Raw genomic sequence first — 15,028 nt, forward strand, 5'->3', positions numbered from 1 at the left:
AGCAAAGCCCGCCTTTTACGGCCGACGAACTAAAAATCGCAGAGAACATGGCCCACGCACATTCGCATTCAACGTCGAAGTTCCGTTTCGCTTTTGCCGTGCTGGCGACGGCGAACCTGCTCTTTATCTTTCAGATCGCAAACACGCTGGCCCAAAACGCACCCGCGGCCGAAGAAGCTGCCGCCGGCCAGGTCGCCGCCATCCAGCAGCGGTTTCAAACGCAAATCCAGCCGCTGATCCAAAAACACTGCCTGCGCTGCCACAACCTCGACAAGATGAAGTCGGGCATTCGCGTCGATCACCTGGACGGCTCGCTGGAAGGCCGGCGAGCGTTCCTTTGGAAAGCGATTCGCGAGCAACTGACCGACGAAACGATGCCGCCCGAGGACGAACCCCAGCCGACCGCCGACGAGCGGCAACTGCTCGCGGGCTGGATCGACGACGCGCTGGTCATGGTCCGCTCGCGCAAGCAGGCCAAGAACGGTTCCGTGCGGCGGCTAACCGTCTCGCAATATCGCAACACGCTGCGAGATCTTTTGGCAATCGAAGACGATTTGACCGAAGTGCTGCCGCCCGACGCGGTCTCCAAAGAAGGGTTCTTGAATAACGGCCGGACGATGTTGCTCTCGCCGTTGTTGGTCGAAGCTTATTTCAGCATCGCGGAGAAGGCCCTTGATCGCTCGATCGTCGACGAGGCCTCGCCGCCCGAGATTCAAAACTTCCGCATGGATCTGGGGGAGAAAATCAACCCCGAGCCGTGTCCCGACAAGTTGATCCTCGGCGCCCTCAGCCATCTGCTCAAGAACGACGACTTCAAAGTCGCTCAGTTGCAACCCACGAAGCCGTTCGCGTACCAGCCGTTCGTGATGCGAAGCAAGTACCGCTTCATCGAAGGCTATCAGGGCAACGACACGGTGCGCGGCTGGCGCGAGTACGACAGCATTTATCACGCAGTCTTCGCCTGCATGCGCGGCTCGGACGGCTATCCCAAAGGCCTGGCGTATCAGACGGTTCCCGAGGGCCTGTTGCTGCGGCCGGCGATTCCCAGCGACGAGTTGTTTCAGGTCGACAGCACTTACGGGCCGAAGGCCAACTTCAAAATCTCGCTCCGCGAGCTGCCCGATCTGGGCCGGTTTCGCGTGACGATCAAGGCCGCCAAATATGACGACGGCCTGCTGCTCGATCCCGGCGCCGCCAGCAGCGATGCGTCGTCGCCCGGGGCTGTCGCGGTCGAAGATCTCACGCAGCCGCAAACGGTCGCGATCGAATCGGCGGGCATCTATCAGGTCGATGCGCAATTGAAGACGAACGGCGCCGAATCAATGGAGGGCCGGGCGCCCCCGCCCGGCGCGGCAGTCACGGGCGAGGGCGCCCGTGCCTCCATGAAGCCGCAGGTCCTGACGCTCAGCCTGGGCCAGCGGCGCTTTTCCGGAACGCTTCATCAACCGGCGTTTCTGCTCGTCCGATTACCGGCCGGTCCGCTGGCTGTGGCCGCTGAATACGGCGGCAAGCCGGCGCCGTTGCGCATCCTCTTCACGCCCTTGGAGGAAACGCACGAGCTGGCCCGACGCTTCGCGATCTTCGAAAACCGCTCGCCGCGAATCGGCGTTCATCTCGGCTTGCGGCGCGATTGCGGCAGCACGCTCGCGCCGGTCGGCGATGCGCAAACGGCGGCGTCCTCGGAGCTGAAGGACTACGTGTTCGAAGGCGCCATCGCCAACTTTCCCAGCCCCGACGTGGAGAAAGACAACGTCAACTACCTGGCCGGCATCCGCGAAATCGGCGTCCGTAGCGAATACACCGACGGCCGCGACATGCCGCGGTTGCTCGTCCGTTCCGTGGACTTCGAAGGGCCGTTCTATGACGCCTGGCCGCCGGCCACGCACGGCAACATCTTTATTGACTCGGAACACAAATCCGAGCCGGCCGTCTACGCGGGCGAAATCCTGCGTTCGTTCGCCACGCGGGCCTTCCGCCGGCCAGTCTCAGAGCAGGAACAAGCGGCGCTGTTCGCCGTGTGGCAAGATTCGTTCGCGCGGACGAACGAATTCCGGCAAAGCGTCAAAGACGCGCTGCTGGTCGCGCTGACTTCACCGCAATTCCTGTTCCTGATCGAAAACAGCAAGAGCCCCGAGGCAGAGCCTCTCGACCCGTTCGAGTTGGCCTCGAAACTCTCTTATTTCCTCTGGAACACGACGCCCGACGAGCGGCTGCTGTCGCTGGCCGCAGCCGGGCGGTTGCACGATTCGCTCGACGCCGAGACCGAACGCATGATCCAGGACCCGCGGTTCGACCAGTTCGCCCGCGAGTTCGCTTCGCAGTGGCTGAACCTCGACAAGCTCGACGTCGTCGAGACCGATCGCCAGCGTTATCCGAGGCTGACCCGCCACGCCAAGACGCACTTGCGGCAAGAGCCGGTGGAGTTTCTCGCGCATCTCGTGCGTCACAATCTCCCGCTTAAAAACCTCGTGCAATCCGACTTCATCGTGGCCGACGAGGTCGTCGCCAGCTACTACGGCCTGGCCGATCGCACCGAGCGCGGCTTCGAGTTCGTGGAGATCAAACACGAGCATGCGAACCTGGGCGGCGTGCTGGCCCAGGCCGGAATTCTCGCGGGACTGTCGGACGGCCGGGAAGCGAACCCCGTCAAACGCGGCGCCTGGCTGGCGCGGAAGATCATCGCCGAGCCGCCCGACGATCCGCCGCCCAACGTGCCCGTTCTGCCGCAGGACGACGGCGCGCAGCTCACGCTCCGCCAGAAGCTCGAACGGCATCGTAATCAGGAAGGCTGCGCCAAGTGTCATTCAGGCATCGACCCCTGGGGGCTGCCGTTGGAGCAGTTCGACGCCGGCGGGCTGTTCAAGAGCGGGCAAGCGGTCGACGCCCGATCGACGCTGCCCGACGGCACGGAGATCGCCGACGCCCGCGGCTTGCGCGAGTACCTGGCCGAAGAGCGGCTCGATCAGGTGGCGTTCAGCTTTCTCAAGCACCTGGCCGGCTACGCCGCGGGCCGCAGCCTGAGCTACCAGGAACTTGAATTCCTCAAGGAAGAGGGGCTAAAATCAAAGCCCGCCGGTTACCGCCTGCAAGACCTCATCCGGTTCGTCGTTCAAAGCGAGTTGTTCCTGGAGAAGTAGCGGTCTGCACGCTGCCGATATCTTTATTAACGAGGAATGCTTGTGCCTGCACCCGCGAAGCTCGATCGTCGTTCCGTGCTCAAAGGCTTGGCCGGCGTTTCGTTGGCGCTGCCCGTGTTGGACGCGATGGGCGACGAGGTTGCAGGGCAGATTCCCCGGCGATTCTGCGCCCTCTACACGGCCAACGGCATGTCGCTGCCGAGGCCGCAGCACGCGATCGACGACTGGAGCTGGTTCCCGAGGGCCGAGCAGAACGGCCAGTTCGTGTTCGGCAAATCGACCGAACCGCTGGCGCCGTTTCGCAATCAATTGAGCTTCCTGGGCGGGCTGTACCACCCGAGCGGTCCCAAGGCCGACCCGCACGTCTGCTCCGACATGTGGCTCACCGGCGCCCCGCTGCACAATCCCAAGCCGGGCGCTTACAACTCGGTGGCGCTCGACCAGGCCGTCGCGCTCTACACCAAGCAATACTGCCGCCAGCCTTCGCTGGTGTTGTCGATCGACGCCGGCACAGGCTTTCTGTCGCGCACCGGCACGATTTCGTACAGCCTGGAAGGCAAGCCGATCCCGGCCGAGAACAGTCCCCGCCGGGTGTTCGATCGCCTGTTTCGCGGCGACCGGGCGTCGCTCGAATCGCGGCGCGATCAACTCCAGCGGCGCATCCGCCTGGTCGACGCCGTGCTCGAAAGCGCTCGCTCGCTCGATAAGCGGCTGGGCAACTCCGACCGCGAGAAGATGGATCAGTACCTGACCTCGCTCGACGAAGTCGAATCGCGGCTGACCGCTTCGGAGAAATGGATCGACATCCCGCTGAAAGCCCAGGACTACTCGCACCTCAATCTCGACGCCTCTCCCGAGGGCGAACCGCGCGAGTATTACCGCAACATGTTCGATTTGATCGCCTTGGCCTTCGACGCCGACATCACGCGCAGCGTGGCGTTCATGCTGAATCGCGAAGACGGCATGGGCATCAGCGATACTTTCCCGCTGAAGCTCGGCCTGAGCCGCACGCACCACAGCCTGTCGCACGCCGAGGACAAGGACGGCCAGTTGAATTTCGCCAAGTACGACTTGTTCCTGAGCGAGCAACTGGCGTACTTCTTCGCGCGACTGCAAGAGTTCCGCGATAAGAGCGGCCCGGTGCTGGACAACAGCATCGTGCTCTTCGGCAGCGGCGCCAGCACCACGCACAACCCGAGGAATCTTCCCACCCTGATCGCCGGCGGGGCGAATATGGGGCTCAAGCACGGCGTCTACTGGCGCCGCGACGAAACGCGGATGTCGAACGTGTTTCTCAGCATCCTGCACTCGCTGGGCATCGAGCAAGAGTCGTTTTCCGACAGCACGGGCGTCGTCGGCGATTCGATCTTCTCGCGCGTGTAAGCTCTTCGCGGCAAAGCGCGCAGAAACCTAACCGGCTCCTAACCCGGTTTGTTGATCGGCCCGGGTATCGTGTTGACGTAAGCCGCTATGCCAACCGGGCGCGTCGGCTCGGTCGCCCTTGCTGTCGGCAGATGCTTGGCACGCGAATTGCTACCTATTGCATGGACGATGGACCGATGGAGTGACGCAGTTCGGCGCCACAGGCCGTCGCCGGGGATTCAACAACGAAAGCAGGCGGTAACTCAGAAATGGAGCAACGTGGCAGCGATGAATGAGGATCAGGACTTACGTCAACCGAACGTGTTCTTTCAAGTCGCTTTGTGGCTCGTCGCAGGTATTGCGATTGGCAGTCTGCTTTGGATGCCGTTGTTCCGGCACGTACTTTCGGGCGAATAGGCCTCGCAAGCCGGTCGGGCGAGCGTTTGTCGAAAGCCTCGGCAAATTCGCAGCGATTGCTCAAAAACACGGCGCCTTTCGGTCGGGCTTGCGGAAAAACGCAAGTCGTCAAAAGCACGACCGATGCCGTGAATGTGGTAAACCGCAGCGCGGAAAGAAGACTGCAGAAGCCGAGCAATCTCCCTTGGATTGGCCGAACGACCACCGAGGCGGTAATCCCCGGCGTCTACAGACACCGCCGCACCAGCGGGGCGACGAATCGCAACGGCTCCATGTTCAAGATCTGGCCGGCCGAGGCGCCCGGAAAGCGCCTGCCCTCGGCCCGATCGCGGCCGTCCGAGCCGATGTGATAACTGCCCCGCATGTGGTCGCGGATCGAGGACTCGACCCAGGCGGCGATCTCCGGGGCATTGATGATGACGCCCGTTTCGGTGTTGAGATACTCCGCGCGAGGATCGAAATTGTATGAACCGACGAAGGCGATCGAGCCGTCGAAGACGGCCGACTTGGCGTGCAAGTGACGATCGTCGCCGGCCAACTCCCAGACGTCGACGCCGCGCGGCAGCAGAAAGCATTGTTTCTGGTTGGTAAAGCCGGCCGTGAGCGTGCGGTGATCGGTCGTTTCCAGCGAATTGGTCAATACCCGCACTTGCACGCCGCGGGCGATGGCGCCGGCCAGCGCGCGTTTCAAGCGGCTCGACATCAGGAAGTAGGGCGTTTCGAACAGGATGCTCGAGCGGGCGCCGTCGATGAGGTCGATCAGTTGCCGGCTGATGCCGCGCGGATGTCCCTTGCGCCCGCACGGATCGAAGACGAACCGCAGGCACTCCGTCTGGCGCGTGCCGGCGGCCGACCAATCGGTTTCCGTCTCGCCGAGAATCGGCTGGCAGCCGACGGCAACGTCGCTAGCCGCCTCGAGCCAAAGTCGGGCCGCCTCCTGCGGCGAGAGCGGGCCGGTGACCTGGCGGACGCCGACTTTGGTCAAATCGAGCGAGCTGCGCTCGCGTCGCCGGTGCGGCTGGCGACCGAGATCGGGCGGCGCAACTTCGGCGCAGGTCCACAGGCATTCGAAGTACCTTTGCACCTGCCGGGCCGTCGGGCCGCGCAGATAGGCGTCGCGATCGACGAAGTTGATCTCGGCCAAGCCGAAATGCGGTTCGCGAATATTGCGGCTGCCGACGATCAGATGCTTGCCGTCGACGACCAGCGTCTTGTCGTGCATGCGGTAGTTGATCCACAGCGGATGACGCAGACCGACCGGGTGATATTCCCTGATCTCGACGCCCGAGCGAATCAGCAGGGCCTCGACTTCCAGGGGCACGTCGTTGTGTTCGGCGTCGACGACCAACCGCACTCGCACGCCGCGCCGGGCGGCCGCTTCGAGCCGCGAGAGGAACATCGCCCCGATCCGGTCGTTGCCGATCCAATAATACGACGTCTCGATCGAGACGGTCGCCTGGTCGATGAGGTCGACGCGGGCCTGGGCCGCCTCGTGGTCGGACGCCAGTAGTCGAAACGCGTCGGCCGGCGCGCTTCGCGCCAGCGAGACGACGATTGCCAGCGCCCCAAACGACCAAGCCCCGAGAGACCAACGCGGCATGAACCACATCCGTCCTACAAACGTTCTATTTCTCCGCGTCTCGCGAAGATTCAAGCGGCGATTTTGGCGGGGGCGAGCCACGGATCGAACACGGATCGAACACGGATCGGACACGGTTTTTCCGACTCTGTTTTTCATCCGTGATCCATCTGTGTTTCATCCGTGGCTCAATGGGTTGCGGCCGAAGATCGCGCTGGGACGTTCCACTGAGCCGATTTTCCCTGTCCGTTTCCTTCGGCAATTCCCGCCGGGTCCGGCGGACGGACCGCGCGTGAGGGAAAAAGCCTGGAGGATAGTTCGGCTTTTCGGCGATCGGGCCGCGACGCGTCGGCGGACTTTTTTCGCAGAGGCCAAGGGCGAGTCGAACGCGCTAGCGCGGCGCACGCCTCGCAATCGGCAAGGTTTTCCTCCCGCGCGCGGCGGCGGGATTGCCACGCGCCGATTGCGCAAGAATTCCGGGCCGCGTCAAACCGAGGGCAGAATCAGGTCGGCGTGCAGATACCGCCTGAGCTGTCGCACGACCGTCAAGAACTTGTCGGTGTCGACCGGCTTGGTGATGAAGCAATCGATGCCGAGCAATTCGCTTTGCAGGCGGTCTTCTTCGTCGTCCGAATTGGTCATCACGACGACCGGAATGGATCGCAACGAGTCGTCGGCCTTGACCTCGGCCAGCACCTCGCGGCCGTCTTTCTTGGGCAGGCAGAGATCGAGCAAAATCAGGTCAGGACGGGGCGCCCTGGCAAACTTACCCTCTCGGCGAAGAAATTCCATCGCCTCGATGCCATCGCGGATCAGCGTCAAGCGGTGCTGAATCAGGCCCTTGCGGAGCGCCGCGATCGTCACGCGAGCATCGACCAGGCCATCTTCGACCAACAGTATCTCCATCGGGCGACCAATCGTCTGGCTACACATTTACCGTCTCTCGTTTTAAACGCTCTACCATCGGGTCCGTCGATCGACTCTCCCAATAACCTAGTTTGGCATGGATCGCTGGGTCTGTACAGCACTCTTTTGCGTGGGGAGGGGGGTAGCGGTTGCGCAAACGGACGGTTTTTTTCCGTACGCGATTTGCACGCTCGGCGGAGAGACGGGAGGGCTCGCTGCGAGAAAACGCGGCGGGTTCAAGACGCGTCGGACGCTACGGGCTCAGGGCGGGACGGGTTTACAGGGCTGTTTCAGCCCGGGCGCCAACAAGCGAGCGAACCATGGACGGTTGTGCTGCGCCGCCAACGGGCTCTCGTCCGTCCAAGTTTCGTACCAGTGATCGGCGAGTATCAGCCGCCAGCACGAATCGCCGTCGTCGTGCCAGGCGAGCGTCCACTGTTCGCCCAAGCGGCCCGGCAGCATGTCGCCCGCCAGCCAACGATGATCGAGGCAAACCCACTCGCCCTGGACGAAGTCGAAGAAGAAGACGAGCTCGGCGCCGTCTTTGACGTGAACCACGGCGATCGTGTCGACGTGCTCTTCAACGTAGCACTCTGGCGTCGAGCCGCACGCCAGGTACAGGACAAGTGCGACCACTTCCCTGCTCCGGCAGCCCCGTCATGAGGAGTTCCATTGGGATTATATCGGGCGAGGAAAGAGACGAACTTACTGGTAAATTGTGAAAAACTGGGAATTAACCGCCCGCCAACTTAAAAAGCGCCCAGCCGCCTTCGAGCGGCTGCGCAAAACAACTCGCTCGAAGCGGACAGTTCGCCGGACTGATATAATGGCGGCAACCGCCGCCGCGTTGGCGGCGTTGACCGCTCTTAAAAAGCTCTGTTCGTTCGCGCATTCTCGATGCCCGCCGATCGCGTTTACATGGACAACCACGCCACCACGCGCGTCGATCCGCGCGTGGTCGAGGCGATGCTGCCGTTTTTCAGCCAGCGCTACGGCAACGCCCGCAGCGTGAGCCATGCCTGGGGCTGGGAGGCCAAGGACGCCGTCGACGAGTCGCGGCAGTCGATCGCCGCGGCCATCGGCGCCGAGCCGCGCGAGATCGTGTTCACCAGCGGCGCGACCGAGAGCAACAATCTCGCGTTGCGCGGCGTCGCCGAACGCGGCAAGCGCAAAGGCGATCATTTCATCAGCCTCGCGACCGAGCACAAAGCCGTGCTCGATCCGCTGGAGCGTCTCGGCCGCCGCGGCTTCGAAGTCACGCTCTTGCCGGTGGCGCCGGTCGGCGAAGCTTGCGCGGGGCTTGTCGACACGGGGCGAGTGGCCGCCGCCATCCGCGACGACACCGCGCTGGTCTCGGTGATGCTGGCCAACAACGAGATCGGCGTCATCCAGCCGCTGGCCGAAATCGGCGCCATCTGCCGCCAGCGGGGAGTACTATTGCACTGCGACGCCACGCAAGCCGTCGGAAAACTGCCCGTCGACGTGACGGAATTGCAGATCGATTTGATGAGCTTCTCGGCCCACAAGATATACGGCCCCAAGGGGGTCGGGGCGTTGTACGTCCGGCGCCGCAGTCCGCCCGTCCGTTTGCAGCCGCAGATCGACGGCGGCGGCCAGGAAGGGGGGCTGCGCAGCGGCACGCTCAACGTGCCGGGCATCGCGGGCTTCGCCAAGGCGCTGGAACTTTGCCTCGCGGAACTGCCTGCAGAGGCGACGCGGCTGGCGGAGCTGCGCGATCGGCTTTGCGCCGGGTTGTTGAAAGCCCTCGAAGGAGTGTCGCTCAACGGGCCGGCCCTTTCCGACCGCAGCCGGCGCTTGCCCGGCAATTTGAACCTCAGTTTCGCCCACGTCGACGGCGAGGCCTTGATGATGAGCATGAAGCGGCTGGCGGTCAGCTCCGGCAGCGCCTGCACGTCGGCCGACCCGGAGCCCAGCCATGTGCTGCGGGCCTTGGGTCTTAGCGAAGATCTGACGCGGGCCAGCTTGCGCTTCGGCTTGGGCCGGTTCAATACGGCCGACGACGTCGAGTTTGCCATCGAGGCGGTCAGCCAGGCGGTCGTCCGGCTGCGCAAGCTGAGCAGCCTGGCCTGAGGCGTTTTTTCGCGGTTTCGGGACCGGCTGGCTTCCCTTTTTCCAGCGAGTTGTATAATTTAGGCATACTTGGTTGTCAAAATCCGGGCTTAGCAAGCACGCACCCTTTTTCAGGAGTGGTAGAGCACTATGGCAGTGGCATTGAGCGAAAAGGCCGCCAACGAAGTCAAGCGGATCATGCAGGAACAGAAGTTCGACGAGGACACGGTCCTGCGCGTCGGCGTGGCGGGCGGCGGCTGCAGCGGCTTTCAATACAGCCTCGGCTTCGACAAGACCTACGATGAAAAGGTCGACAGCAAGTACGACTATCACGGCGTGACGGTGGTCGTCGACAAGAAGAGCGCGCTGTATCTCGACGGCACGACGGTCGACTTCTACGAAGGCCTGGAGAAGCGCGGCTTCACCTTCGACAACCCCAACGCGGTCAAGAGCTGCGGCTGCGGCAGTTCGTTCCAGGCCTGATCGGCCGCCGCGAGAAAACGCGAAACCCACCGATCCCCTCGCCGCGCGCCGTTGCGGCCGAGGGGATGTTCATATCGAGATTGACGATGGCTGGCCGAAGGACAGTACGCTGAATCCGAACGCAGCAGGAATTTGCTGGAATTGCGCATAGCGGGACTGAATCGCTTCCTCGAAGAGCGAGCGACGACCGACGAGACGGCGTGGATCCGCTCATTCCGAGCCTGGGTTCGCGAAACCTTCTCGACGGGCGGTACAGGATGATTCTGCGCCGCCTTGCGGCTGAACCGCATAGCAGGGCGTTCCCTACGGAAATTCCTTGACGCGCCGCTGAATGGTATCGCCACCCTGCGGCTGATCGCCGAGCAGGACCGCATCGACGCTCGTCGCCGCTGCACGCAAGTGCTGAAAGTTCGCTTCGATATGCTCTCGCATGGCCTGGCTGGCGAGCCGCGCATCGCCGGCTACGACGGCGGCCAGAATGTCGGCGTGGTGACGATGGGCGAGGGCCGCGCCGTGGCGGCCCAGCGTCTGCCGCCGGCTCTCGATGAGCAATTCCTGAATCGGCGCCAGCACCAGGTGGAACATCGCGTTGCCGGTGGCTTCGGCGAGAATCGCGTGAAAATCAAGGTCGGCCTTGAGGTGCGCTTTGAGCGATTTGGCCGGGTTTCCCAAAGTCTGCTGCGTCTCTTCGAGCGAAGCGAGCTGAACCTCGGTGCGATGAATCGCCGCCGACGCCGCGATGGCCGTCTCCAAAGGCAACCGCACGGCGGCTAGGTCTTCCAACCGGCAATCCGACCAGCGCAGCAAACGCTGATAGCCGACCGAAATCTGCCGGCCGCTCGGCGCGGCGACCCGCGTGCCCGAACCTTGGATGCTGCGAACCAGGCCCAGGCCGGCCAACCGGCCGATCGCCTCGCGAACGACGGTGCGGCTGACCCCCAGTTGCGTGCTGATCTCTCGCTCCGAGGGCAGCGGATCGCCGGGATTGAGACCGCCGCTTAGGATCTTATCTTCCAAAGCCTGGACGACTTCCGACACGCGATCGACGCGGGACATGACCGACCTCTGTACCGTTGATGCGCCTGCGGCGCGATGCACTTCATCCTAGCCAGCGGCACGCGACAAATCGAGCATTGCCGGGCGGCGTCCTGAGTTGTGGTGCGGGCGGGACGCCTGCTTCGTCACAGGCGGGACGCCTCCACGACAGGTAATTTGTAGTTGGAACGACGCTCTCTTCCGCTAACTGACCGCGCCGCCGAGAAACTGGATATATAAAAGATTCTTAATTGCAATTATTATGACAGGCGCTTACCGGAAACCGAATTGGAAAGAATGGCGGATAGCATGTCGGGCTGCGGATGCTTTATTCGATTGAACGCTGAGGATGTCGTCGACTTGAGTGGACCGCTCATGCAGGATTTCGATGTCGCCCAATCGCAAAAAAGCCGTCGAAGCCGATTCTCTCCGTGCCAAAACGCTGGAACTCAAAAAGACCCAACGCCGGCTCTTGCAACAACTCGACAAGAGCATTCGCAGCTCCGAGCAGTGCCTGAAAAAGGCGAAATTGCCGCGGCAATGAAGCCCCGCGGCGCAATCCGGCGCCCGGCGTCTCGCCCGTCGAACAACCCCAGTCGCATCCGCTGCTGCGCGCGCCTCGGGCCATTTTCGACGTTACTTGAAGTGAACGCGAATCTGCGGCGAACGTCAACTCGAGAACGCCTCCCACTTAAGGTTGCAACTCATGGACAAAAAAGCACTTGGGGCGAATCGGCAAGGCAGCTTCGAGTTCCTGCCTGCGTCGCCGCCGGACGAACCGCTGCTGATCATGGTCCGCAAGTTGGAAGCGACGCAACGAAGATTGCTTGCGCGATTGGAGCAATGTCTTCGGAATTCGGCGGCATGCCTGGACAAGCAGCGAAAAAACGCGGCCTTAATCGCTTAGCGCCGGCAATCCTGAACGGACAGGACTCACTCCGCCACGGTTATCTTACCGTACGCCGGAGTATGATCTTCAGCATCAATTGGCGGGGCAATTTCATACGTCAGATAGACGTCATAATCACCCGGCGCGAGGACCGGGCCCAACTGCGCTTCGGAATAATAGCCGCCGTGCCATTTGCGCGTTGCGAGGCCCGCGACTCCCGTGTCTCGCTCGCCATCTCCCCACCAATCATAGGTCCCGCTAGGACATATCCAAAGCGCGAACCTGCGACCGTGCCAAGGAGGATACTGAACCCGAACCGCTATCCGCTGCCCCACCTTTGCAGGCGCAATGGATATTCGTGGACTCCATGATATTCCGCAGATGCCGAACGTACCCAAGGTGAGGCAAAGAGCCGTAGCGACAATCGAAAACTGCTTGAGCGTGGACCTTTGGCGAACCATTGTTGGCCTCAGTAATGTTGCCTGAAACGGTTCACGCATTAACACAGCAGTATATAGCCGATCGCGCGTCAAGAAGGCCGGAATCTTGCAGCGACCGAGATCGGAGGCTTCGGCGAGATGTCCCATCACCGCAGAAGCAGGAAATACTCCGGCATTTCAGTGGCTGACGCTTCGGATGCCAAGAGCTACTTCGAAAACCGCTCGAGCACGTTCCGCGTGATCCGCTCGACGGCCGGGTCGTCGCCGGCCAGGCCGTGTGCCCAGTCGGTCGTGCCAACGGTAAAAACGGAGCCGCCGCGCGTGTAGACGCCCATCACGGCGTGGCCTTCGGCCGGGGCGCCCGTTTTGTCGCGTGGAAAGCGGTCGTACCACAGCGCGTCATCGGGATGCCAGCGGGCAGGGCATGTGCCGAGAATCGCGAACGTCTCGGGCGTGCCGTCGCGATGCGTCGGGGTCGGCAAGCCGTCTTGCAACTCGAACTCGCAGCCGTCGCACTCGTAGCCCACGATCGTGTTCTTGCCGCCGAAGCTTTCGCCGGCCTTCAGCCCCGAGCCGGCGAAGACCCAATGCTCGGGGCGATGCACGGTAAACGCCGCCGCGCCGTCCATGTATTGGCCGTGGCTGCGATGATAGCCGCCGTGCAGAAAGCCCACGCCGGTCAGTTGGTTCTCCGGCCGGGCTACGAGGTGATGGCTCCAAAGCGTGGCCAACAGCCGCCGCTTGCCGCTGGGAAACAGCGGATCGAGATTGAACGCCTGCTTGTAACTGACAAGCTGCCGGCCCTCGGCCTCGCTGCGCACCTGCCAGCAGCAAGTGTTGCCGCTGAAGAAGGCCACGTTGCCGCCCGCGCCGATATAAGCTTCCAGATGATCGCGCATCGGCGTGGACCAATATTCATCGTGGCCGACGCTGAGCACCAGCTTATACTGCTTGAGCAACTCGGGGCGAAATTCGAGATCGGAGTTGACCGCGTATTCGAGGGCAATGCCGTTACGCTCGGCCCAGGCCACGAACGGCAACTCCCAGGTGCGAAACTGCCCGGCCAGCGGGCGATCGAACGAAACTCGCGTGCCTTGCAGCTTGTTGCGGGCGTGAAAGGCGTACAGGCTATGCCCGCCCCAATTGTTGTAGGCGTTGTACGTGTTCGTGGCCAATTGCAACAGAATCTTGGAATTCTTTCCCGGCTGAGCCGAACGAACGACGAAAAACAGCCGTGACTCGGCCGTGCGGCGGTTGCGCTCGGTGAACTCGCCGCCGCCATCGGCTACGCGCAGCACTGCGTCGTAATAGCCGCTGCGCCAATCCGAAGGAATCTTCAGCGTAAACGATGCCGGCCAGCCGCAGCCGTGCGACGAAGCATTGGCCGGAACCGGGTAGGCGGCGCCCGCTAGGTTTTCCTGCTTGAAAACCGTTTCGGTCTTCGCCCCCAGCCGCGAGATTTCCAGCGACCACTTGGGCGCCGTCGCGGAGACGTGGAACTCGACCGTGTCGCCCGGCGCATAACTGAGCTGATCCGTATAGCCTTCGACATACAGCGACCGCGTGACCGGCTGCGGCTCGTCGGCGCGAGTCATCGCGGCCAATGCCAGCAGCACCGCGAAGGAAATGAATACCCGATCTGTCACGACTGCGAACCTCATTAAACGCATCTGGCCTTCCTCTTTCGTTCTTTCGCGCTTTCGTGATTCCTCTGCGGCATAGGCCTTCGCGTTGCACGCCGAACGCATGCACGACGGCGACTGCGATGGATGCCGTGGTACGACACGGAGGCTGACGCCTCCGGCTCGCCGCTGTCGCCTCAGACTTCCCAGCCTTTGCGATACTCTTTGCCCAGGAACCGGTTGGCCTCGGGCACGTCGGTGATTTTCACCGACGCGGGATCGTAAGTGATCGGCTTGCCGACGCGGTAAGCCACGTTGCCCAACAGCACGATCTCCGTGAACGGGCCGGCGTAGGCGAAGTTGCTCCCCGCGCGTCCGCCGGTCTTGCAGGCTTCGATCCATTGCTGGTGATGACCGGGCGAACGCGGCAGCGAGGGCTCGGGGCCTTCGAAGGCGGCGAACTTTTCTTCGGGCAGCAGTTTTGGCATCTGCCCGTGCTCGATGGCGATCTTGCCTTCGTCGCCGATGAACAGCGAGCCGTTCATCGGCAGCAAGGCGGCACTCTCGGGCTGCGGCTTGACTGTGCCTTCGTACCAAACGACTTGGCAAGGCGGCAGGCCGTCGCGCGGGCCGAACTCGAAGTGCGATTCCATCCAGGTCGGGCCGCTTTCCGCGTGCGGCGGCGGGCCCTTCGATGTGACCTTGACCGGCCCGCCAAGCTTGAGCGCCCAGAAGGCCGGGTCCATCAGATGAATCGCCATGTCGCCGATCGCCCCGCAACCGAAATCCCACCAGCCGCGCCAGCGGAACGGCACGTACGCGGGGTTGTAAGGCCGCTCGGCTGCCGGGCCGAGCCACAAATCCCAGTGTAAGCTTTTGGGAACCGGCGGCGCGTCGGTCGGCCGTTCGAGCCCCTGTTGCCAAAAACTGCCCGGCCGGTCGGTGATGACGTGTACTTCACGCACGGCGCCGATGGCGCCCGACTGAATCAATTCCACCAGCCGCAAATAGCCCGGATGCTCGTGGTTCTGCGTGCCCATCTGCGTGGCGACTTTTTTCTCGGCGGCCAGTTGGGCTATCAGCCGCGC

Annotated in this window: 11 protein-coding genes; 5 read left to right on the forward strand and 6 right to left on the reverse strand. The window is 62.8% G+C overall.

Annotation, left to right across the window (positions count from 1 at the left end):
- The first annotated feature begins 47 nt into the window (after positions 1–47).
- Together VNH11_30035 and VNH11_30040 are read left to right on the forward strand one after the other, a co-directional pair.
- Positions 48–3,137, forward strand: coding sequence for a DUF1592 domain-containing protein (locus tag VNH11_30035; protein HVA50624.1), 3,090 nt, complete (start codon positions 48–50; stop codon positions 3,135–3,137).
- A 42-nt stretch (positions 3,138–3,179) separates the two neighbouring features.
- A complete protein-coding gene (locus VNH11_30040) occupies positions 3,180–4,520 on the forward strand; it encodes a DUF1552 domain-containing protein (protein HVA50625.1) in 1,341 nt (446 codons plus the stop codon).
- A 622-nt stretch (positions 4,521–5,142) separates the two neighbouring features.
- Here the strand turns inward: VNH11_30040 and VNH11_30045 are convergent.
- The 3 genes from VNH11_30045 to VNH11_30055 form a co-directional block, all read right to left on the reverse strand.
- On the reverse strand, positions 5,143–6,516 hold the full coding sequence (locus VNH11_30045; GenBank protein ID HVA50626.1) for a phospholipase D family protein: 1,374 nt from the start codon (positions 6,514–6,516) through the stop codon (positions 5,143–5,145).
- Between the two features lie 465 nt (positions 6,517–6,981).
- Positions 6,982–7,428 (reverse strand): response regulator, encoded by a 447-nt coding sequence (locus VNH11_30050; GenBank protein ID HVA50627.1) that lies wholly within the window; start codon positions 7,426–7,428, stop codon positions 6,982–6,984.
- Between the two features lie 234 nt (positions 7,429–7,662).
- A complete protein-coding gene (locus VNH11_30055) occupies positions 7,663–8,037 on the reverse strand; it encodes a hypothetical protein (GenBank protein ID HVA50628.1) in 375 nt (124 codons plus the stop codon).
- 261 nt (positions 8,038–8,298) lie between these two features.
- Between VNH11_30055 and VNH11_30060 the strand changes: the two genes are divergently transcribed.
- A complete protein-coding gene (locus VNH11_30060; GenBank protein ID HVA50629.1) occupies positions 8,299–9,492 on the forward strand; it encodes an aminotransferase class V-fold PLP-dependent enzyme in 1,194 nt (397 codons plus the stop codon).
- Positions 9,493–9,621: 129 nt separating this feature from the next.
- Positions 9,622–9,954, forward strand: a complete 333-nt coding sequence (locus VNH11_30065; protein ID HVA50630.1) for an iron-sulfur cluster assembly accessory protein — start codon at positions 9,622–9,624, stop codon at positions 9,952–9,954.
- A 303-nt stretch (positions 9,955–10,257) separates the two neighbouring features.
- Here the strand turns inward: VNH11_30065 and VNH11_30070 are convergent, their stop codons facing one another.
- On the reverse strand, positions 10,258–11,010 hold the full coding sequence (locus VNH11_30070) for a FadR/GntR family transcriptional regulator (protein HVA50631.1): 753 nt from the start codon (positions 11,008–11,010) through the stop codon (positions 10,258–10,260).
- A gap of 367 nt (positions 11,011–11,377) precedes the next feature.
- On the opposite strand from VNH11_30070, the gene VNH11_30075 reads away from it, so the two are divergent.
- Positions 11,378–11,533: a hypothetical protein gene (locus tag VNH11_30075; GenBank protein ID HVA50632.1), complete on the forward strand. Its 156-nt coding sequence runs from the start codon at positions 11,378–11,380 to the stop codon at positions 11,531–11,533.
- Between the two features lie 991 nt (positions 11,534–12,524).
- Here the strand turns inward: VNH11_30075 and VNH11_30080 are convergent.
- Together VNH11_30080 and VNH11_30085 are read right to left on the reverse strand one after the other, a co-directional pair.
- Complete coding sequence (locus VNH11_30080) at positions 12,525–13,964, reverse strand: N,N-dimethylformamidase beta subunit family domain-containing protein (GenBank protein ID HVA50633.1); 1,440 nt, start codon at positions 13,962–13,964, stop codon at positions 12,525–12,527.
- Between the two features lie 173 nt (positions 13,965–14,137).
- A partial coding sequence (locus VNH11_30085; protein ID HVA50634.1) for a gfo/Idh/MocA family oxidoreductase occupies positions 14,138–15,028 on the reverse strand: 891 nt, incomplete at its 5' end.

The organism is Pirellulales bacterium (genome assembly GCA_035533075.1).
Lineage (GTDB): Bacteria > Planctomycetota > Planctomycetia > Pirellulales > JAICIG01 > DASSFG01.

Excerpts from the sequence above, each read along its gene's own strand:
- VNH11_30035 (HVA50624.1), top strand. The coding sequence starts at position 48 with ATGGCCCACGCACATTCGCATTCAACGTCGAAGTTCCGTTTCGCTTTT.
- VNH11_30045 (HVA50626.1), bottom strand. The coding sequence starts at position 6,516 with ATGCCGCGTTGGTCTCTCGGGGCTTGGTCGTTTGGGGCGCTGGCAATC.
- VNH11_30050 (HVA50627.1), bottom strand. The coding sequence starts at position 7,428 with ATGTGTAGCCAGACGATTGGTCGCCCGATGGAGATACTGTTGGTCGAA.
- VNH11_30060 (HVA50629.1), top strand. The coding sequence starts at position 8,299 with ATGCCCGCCGATCGCGTTTACATGGACAACCACGCCACCACGCGCGTC.
- VNH11_30065 (HVA50630.1), top strand. The coding sequence starts at position 9,622 with ATGGCAGTGGCATTGAGCGAAAAGGCCGCCAACGAAGTCAAGCGGATC.
- VNH11_30070 (HVA50631.1), bottom strand. The coding sequence starts at position 11,010 with ATGTCCCGCGTCGATCGCGTGTCGGAAGTCGTCCAGGCTTTGGAAGAT.
- VNH11_30075 (HVA50632.1), top strand. The coding sequence starts at position 11,378 with ATGTCGCCCAATCGCAAAAAAGCCGTCGAAGCCGATTCTCTCCGTGCC.